At 30.6% G+C, this 5,279-nt stretch carries 7 protein-coding genes; 4 read left to right on the plus strand and 3 right to left on the minus strand.

Annotated elements, in window-relative coordinates; genetic code table 11:
• Positions 1-193: 193 nt before the first annotated feature.
• From pseA to hisF, 3 genes are read left to right on the plus strand one after another with little or no spacing between them, the layout of a single operon-like run.
• The gene (pseA, locus tag ELQ07_RS06140; RefSeq protein WP_134224892.1) at positions 194-1,330 is read left to right on the plus strand and encodes a pseudaminic acid biosynthesis protein PseA; all 1,137 of its coding nucleotides are present in this window, start codon (positions 194-196) and stop codon (positions 1,328-1,330) included.
• Positions 1,327-1,932: an imidazole glycerol phosphate synthase subunit HisH gene (gene hisH / locus ELQ07_RS06145; protein ID WP_087684633.1), complete on the plus strand. Its 606-nt coding sequence runs from the start codon at positions 1,327-1,329 to the stop codon at positions 1,930-1,932. Before pseA ends, hisH begins: the two co-directional genes overlap by 4 nt.
• Positions 1,933-2,679, plus strand: coding sequence for an imidazole glycerol phosphate synthase subunit HisF (gene hisF / locus ELQ07_RS06150; protein WP_070248708.1), 747 nt, complete (start codon positions 1,933-1,935; stop codon positions 2,677-2,679).
• Here the strand turns inward: hisF and pseH are convergent.
• From pseH to pseF, 3 genes are read right to left on the minus strand one after another with little or no spacing between them, the layout of a single operon-like run.
• Positions 2,644-3,117 (minus strand): UDP-4-amino-4,6-dideoxy-N-acetyl-beta-L-altrosamine N-acetyltransferase, encoded by a 474-nt coding sequence (gene pseH / locus ELQ07_RS06155; RefSeq protein WP_070248711.1) that lies wholly within the window; start codon positions 3,115-3,117, stop codon positions 2,644-2,646. The two genes, hisF and pseH, sit on opposite strands and share 36 nt — an antisense overlap.
• Positions 3,114-3,938 (minus strand): UDP-2,4-diacetamido-2,4,6-trideoxy-beta-L-altropyranose hydrolase, encoded by an 825-nt coding sequence (pseG, locus tag ELQ07_RS06160; protein ID WP_070248714.1) that lies wholly within the window; start codon positions 3,936-3,938, stop codon positions 3,114-3,116. Before pseG ends, pseH begins: the two co-directional genes overlap by 4 nt.
• Complete coding sequence (gene pseF, locus ELQ07_RS06165; protein WP_070248716.1) at positions 3,922-4,620, minus strand: pseudaminic acid cytidylyltransferase; 699 nt, start codon at positions 4,618-4,620, stop codon at positions 3,922-3,924. Before pseF ends, pseG begins: the two co-directional genes overlap by 17 nt.
• A gap of 91 nt (positions 4,621-4,711) precedes the next feature.
• Here pseF and ELQ07_RS06170 point away from each other — a divergent pair.
• Positions 4,712-5,279, plus strand: a 568-nt coding sequence (locus ELQ07_RS06170) for a DUF2920 family protein (protein WP_134224893.1), incomplete at its 3' end; no start/stop codon positions are given.

A 5,279-nucleotide genomic window follows, 5' to 3' on the forward strand; every position in this document is an offset into this window, starting at 1 on the left:
GATAAAATCTTTTTTTGCATGTAACACTAAATCCGCTTGTAAATCACCACCGCCAATAATAAAAAAATGTTTGTTTTTCATGAAAACTTTCTATATTTTTGTTATTTTATTTTTATTATAACAAAATATTTATAATATAATTATACAAAGTATAGATGATATTACTTGGTATATTTTAATATTTGAGGGAAAAATGAAATTCTGTAAAAAATGTGTAATGCCAGATACTAAGCCTGATTTGCATTTTGACGAAGAGGGGGTTTGTGATGCTTGTCGTTCTCAAGAAGCTAAAAATAAAAAAATCAATTGGCAAGAAAGAGAAAAAGAATTTTTTGAGCTTGTAAAAAAGTATAAAAAACATCCCGCTTATGATTGTGTTATCGGAGTAAGTGGTGGAAAAGATTCTACTTTTCAAGTAGTTAAAATGCTTGAACTTGGACTTAATCCTTTATGTGTGTGTTTTGAGCCTAGTGTGCCTACGAAAATAGGGCGCAAAAATTTAGACAATTTAAATCATCTTGGCGTGGATTTAATCCATATCAAGCGTGATCCAAAAGTTTATCAAAAACTTGCTCGTGAAGCTTTTATGAGAACAGGGGATAATGAGTGGCAAAACCATTTGGGAATTTTTACTTCTGTTCCACGCATAGCGGTAAATTTTGGAGTGCCTTTGATCATCTGGGGAGAAAGTCCGCAGATAGAGTATGGCGGTCCTGCGAGTAGTAAAAATAAGAATATTTTAGGTAGAGAGTGGCTTGAAGAATTTGGTGGACTTTTAGGAAATCGTGCTTCTGATATGCTTGGGGTAAATGGTATCACTGAAAAAGATTTATTTTTATATACTTATCCAAGCGATGAAGAACTTCAAAGAGTAGGGGTTACGGGGCTATTTTTAGGGTATTATTTTAAATGGGACTATAAAAAAATTCTTGAAATTTCTAAAAAATATGGTTTTTTAACTCTAGATCATCCTGTTGAGACTACTTATGAAAATTTTGAAAATTTAGATTGTTATTCTAATCATGTGCATGATTATTTAAAATACTGTAAATATGGCTTTGGTAGAGCAACAGATAATGCTTGTTTGGATATTCGTTTAGGTTATATCAGCCGTGAAGAAGGGGTGCGTTTGGTGCAAAAATACGATGGCAAACCCCCTAAAAAGGCTATTAAAAAATACCTTGAATTCAGTGGTTTTAGCGAGGAAGAATTTCAAAAAATAGTAGATTCTTTTACCAATAAAAAAATCTTTAAACGTGATGAAAATGGCAAATTTATAAGAGATTATGATGGTTCTTTGGTAAGAAAAGACGAGTGTGTTTTAAAATGATAGCACTCATTGATTACAAGGCAGGAAATTTAAACTCAGTTGCTAAGGCTTTTGAAAAAATAGGAGCTACAAATTTCATAGCTAAAAATCCAAAAGATTTGCAAAAAGCAGATAAGTTGCTTTTACCTGGAGTGGGATCTTTTAAAGAAGCGATGAAAAATTTAAAAGAACTTGGTTTTATAGAAGCTTTAAAAGAGCAAGTTTTGGTGCAAAAAAAACCTATTTTAGGCATTTGTTTGGGAATGCAGCTTTTTTTAGAAAAGGGCTATGAAGGTGGAGTTTGCGATGGGCTTGGTTTTATAGAAGGTGAAGTTGTAAAATTTGAAGAGGATTTAAATTTAAAAATCCCACACATGGGTTGGAATGAGCTTGAAATTTTAAAACAAGAACCTTTGTATCAAGGCATAGAAGATAAGAGTGATTTTTATTTTGTGCATTCTTTTTATGTGAAATGCAAAGATGAATTTGTAAGCGCTAAAGCACAATACGGGTATAAATTTGTCGCATCTTTACAAAAAGATCATATCTTTGCGACGCAATTTCACCCTGAAAAAAGTCAAAATTTAGGCTTAAAACTTTTAGAAAATTTTATAAGGCTTTAAATGTTAAAAACTAGAATTATCCCTTGTGTTTTACTAAAAAACGGACAACTTGTTAAAAGTATAGAATTTAAAGATTTTCGTACTATAGGACACTTAACTTCAACAATGAGAATTTATAATGCACGCAATGTTGATGAGCTTATTATCTTAGATATAGATGCTTCAAAAAGTGGAGAAATAGACTTTGAAAGTATAGAAGATCTTGCTAAAGAATGTTTTATGCCCTTAACTATAGGTGGCGGGATAAAAACTCTTGAAGATATACAAAAGATTTTAAACTTAGGTGCGGATAAAATTTCTATCAATTCTAAAGCCTTAGAAGATGTGGATTTTATAAGTAAAGCGGCTAATCGTTTTGGTTCTCAATGTATAGTTTGCTCTATAGATGTTAAAAGAAAAGGGGATCAATTTTGTGTTTATGATAGGGGAAATTTACTTGAAAAAAGTCCTTTAGAACTTGCTTTAGAATACGAAAAAAAAGGAGCTGGAGAGCTTCTTTTAACCTCTGTGGATTTTGAAGGAAAAGCAAAGGGTTATGATTTAGAACTTTTAAAGATCTTTCAAAATAAACTTAAAATTCCTCTTATCATCAATGGAGGACTTAGCAATCCAAGTGATGGAGTTAAAGCTTTAAATTTGGGTGCAGATGCTTTAGCGGGGGCTTATATTTTTCATTTTTCTAAGTACACCCCTAAAGATGTAAAAGAAGAATTAGCTAAGCAAGGTTTTGCAGTGAGATTGCTTTAGGCAAACATAGTAAAAATCTTTATCTTCATCATAAATAGTAAAATGATTTTGTTGATATAATTTTAAAGCTTTGTGATTATTTTTAAAAACATAAGCTTTAAGAGTATCTACTTTTAAAATTTCAAAAGCGTATTTTAGAATTTCATTCATTAAAATTTGTCCTACGCCTTTTAAATCAGGTTTTGCATAAAGTCCAAATTCGCAAGATTTAGTTGTGATATTGACAAAATCAATCACACCAATAATCTGCTCATCTTGAAAAACTAAAAAATATTTTTTATTAGAATCTTGATGTAATTTTTTTAAAAATCTTAAATGTTCTTCAAAATCAATTTGTTTTGTTTTCATAAATTGACTAATATAAATATCATTACGCCATTTAAAAATCAGTTTTATTTCTTGAGAATTGAGTTCTGTGAAATTTTTAAGTTTTATCAATACCTATACTCCACTTCATAGCCTTTTTTAGCAAGCCAAGTTGCTGTAGGTTCTTGATTTTTAACATAACAAATAGCTTTGAAATTTGCCTTTAAAAGCAAGGCTTCATTGACTAAAGAACTTGCACTGATGATGAGTTTATTGCTTTCATTCATCAATTTTGCAAGATTTTCATGATCGATAAATAATCTAATATTACTATGTAATTTTTCAAATTTTTGTAATTTTTTAAGATTGGGATTAGAAGAGCTAGTTGCAATGCTTATGATTTTTGTTTTAGGCAATTCGCTAGCGATTTGCAAGGAGAGATTTTTTGTATCAGTTCCGCCCATGCAAATAAAAAAATCATATTTTTTTTCTCTATTTTCTTTAGCTTCTTGATAAAATTCTTCTCTGATTAAGGCATAAGAAAAACCACATCTTACTTCGCATTTAAAAGGCACTAAACCTTCATAATCACTTGCTTTTGAGTAAGCATTGACATTGAGTAAAATGTCACAATGATGAGGCTTTATCTCATCATCAAAGCTTAGAATTTTCACCCCTGTTTCAAGCTTGATCAGCTTTTCATCATCTACGCTGATGCCATAGTGATCAATGATAAGAAGTTCAAATTTTTCTTCTTTGATGAGATTGATAAGTTCATAAATGCTTTCACTATCAAGCTCATAAACAGGATAAGGAATTTCATCGATCAAAGAGCCTTCTAAAGGCAAACAAGCAAAACTTACGTCATCATATTGTTTAGCTAAGACTAGGTCGCGTTTAATGTGTCCAAAGCCTATTTGACTGGAGCTATCGCTTCTAAAAAGCACTTTCATAATTTACCTTATAAAGTATTTTTGCAAATTCTAAATCTTGCATGGTGTCTATATCGCAAACTAAATTTCTTGGTAATACAAACGCACTAGAATGAGGTTTAAACATAAAATCTTCTTCAAGCCAAGCCTTGCTTGTGCCAAAATAAAAAGCTCCTGCATCATGATAAGCTTTTATTAAGTCTTGTGAGCGGCTTTTATAATGTTTTTCATCAAACATATAAACCTGATTGTTCTCATTTAGATAAAAAGCCCTTTGTATAGGATACTCAAACTCAGTGGCAGCAAATAAAAACTTGCTTTGATTTTGGATAAATTTTTCATAGGCTTGTTTTAAAATGTCTTTGTTTAACAAAGGAGCAGTAGCATAAAGGCAGCAGACATGATTATAAATTTGACTTTGGCTTTGTAAAATTTCTATAGTATTTTGCACTACAGCAGTGCTTGAAGCATAATCATCGCTTAAATTTTTATCACGCACAAATGGAGCTTTTGCACCGTATTTTAAGGCTACTTCTATGATTTCTTCATCATCGCTTGAAAGTATTACTTCATCAAAAATGCCTGAATTTAAAGCATTTTCTATGCTATAAGCGATTAAAGGTTTACCTAGAAAATCAATGATATTTTTTTTAGGAATTCTTTTTGATCCACCGCGTGCAGGGATTATGCAAAGATTTTTCATAGTTAAGCCTTGTTTTTTGTGTTTTATTTTACTAAAATTTAAGTATAATTGTCTTTAAAATACAATAAAATAATGCAAATAGGGTGGAATAATGCTTATAAACCAAACCTTTGAAATTGATTCTTGTGATGATGTAGAACTAAATATCAAAAGAACCAGTAAGCTTGAATACCGTATAAGTTATGATGATGAAAAAGAGATTAAAGCCATAGTTTTTATAATAGGAGGTTTTGGAGCTAATGCAAATATTTCTTTTTTAGATTTTGATAGAGAATATATCGCTAAAAATTTTGATGTTGTAGCGGTGCATGTTTTTTATCATTGTTTTTGTGCAAGAAAAAGTATTGATCAAAAGTACAATCCAAAGCTTATTCCTAATCAAAATGACTTAGATCGTATCAATGGTATTTTAAAAAATATTAATTTAGGACACTTGTTCGCTAATGAAAATAATTTCGAGCAAATTATTCCTCTTATAGAACAAAGAGCTGGAGAGATTAAACAAGCAGGTTTAGTTGATGAAAGCCAAAAAATAGAACTTTTTTGCGATTTTGTCCCGCCTAATGGAGACTATCAAAACTATGGTATTATGGCAGCTATTGATCATATTAATGCTTTAAAAGATTTAGTTAAACGCTTTCCAAAATTTGCAGATTTAC

The organism is Campylobacter sp. US55 (assembly GCF_004378955.1).
Taxonomy (GTDB): Bacteria; Campylobacterota; Campylobacteria; order Campylobacterales; family Campylobacteraceae; genus Campylobacter_D; species Campylobacter_D jejuni.

Coding starts and splice junctions, on each gene's coding strand:
- hisF (WP_070248708.1), top strand. CDS start 1,933: ATGTTAAAAACTAGAATTATCCCTTGTGTTTTACTAAAAAACGGACAA.
- hisH (WP_087684633.1), top strand. CDS start 1,327: ATGATAGCACTCATTGATTACAAGGCAGGAAATTTAAACTCAGTTGCT.
- pseG (WP_070248714.1), bottom strand. CDS start 3,938: ATGAAAGTGCTTTTTAGAAGCGATAGCTCCAGTCAAATAGGCTTTGGA.
- pseF (WP_070248716.1), bottom strand. CDS start 4,620: ATGAAAAATCTTTGCATAATCCCTGCACGCGGTGGATCAAAAAGAATT.
- pseA (WP_134224892.1), top strand. CDS start 194: ATGAAATTCTGTAAAAAATGTGTAATGCCAGATACTAAGCCTGATTTG.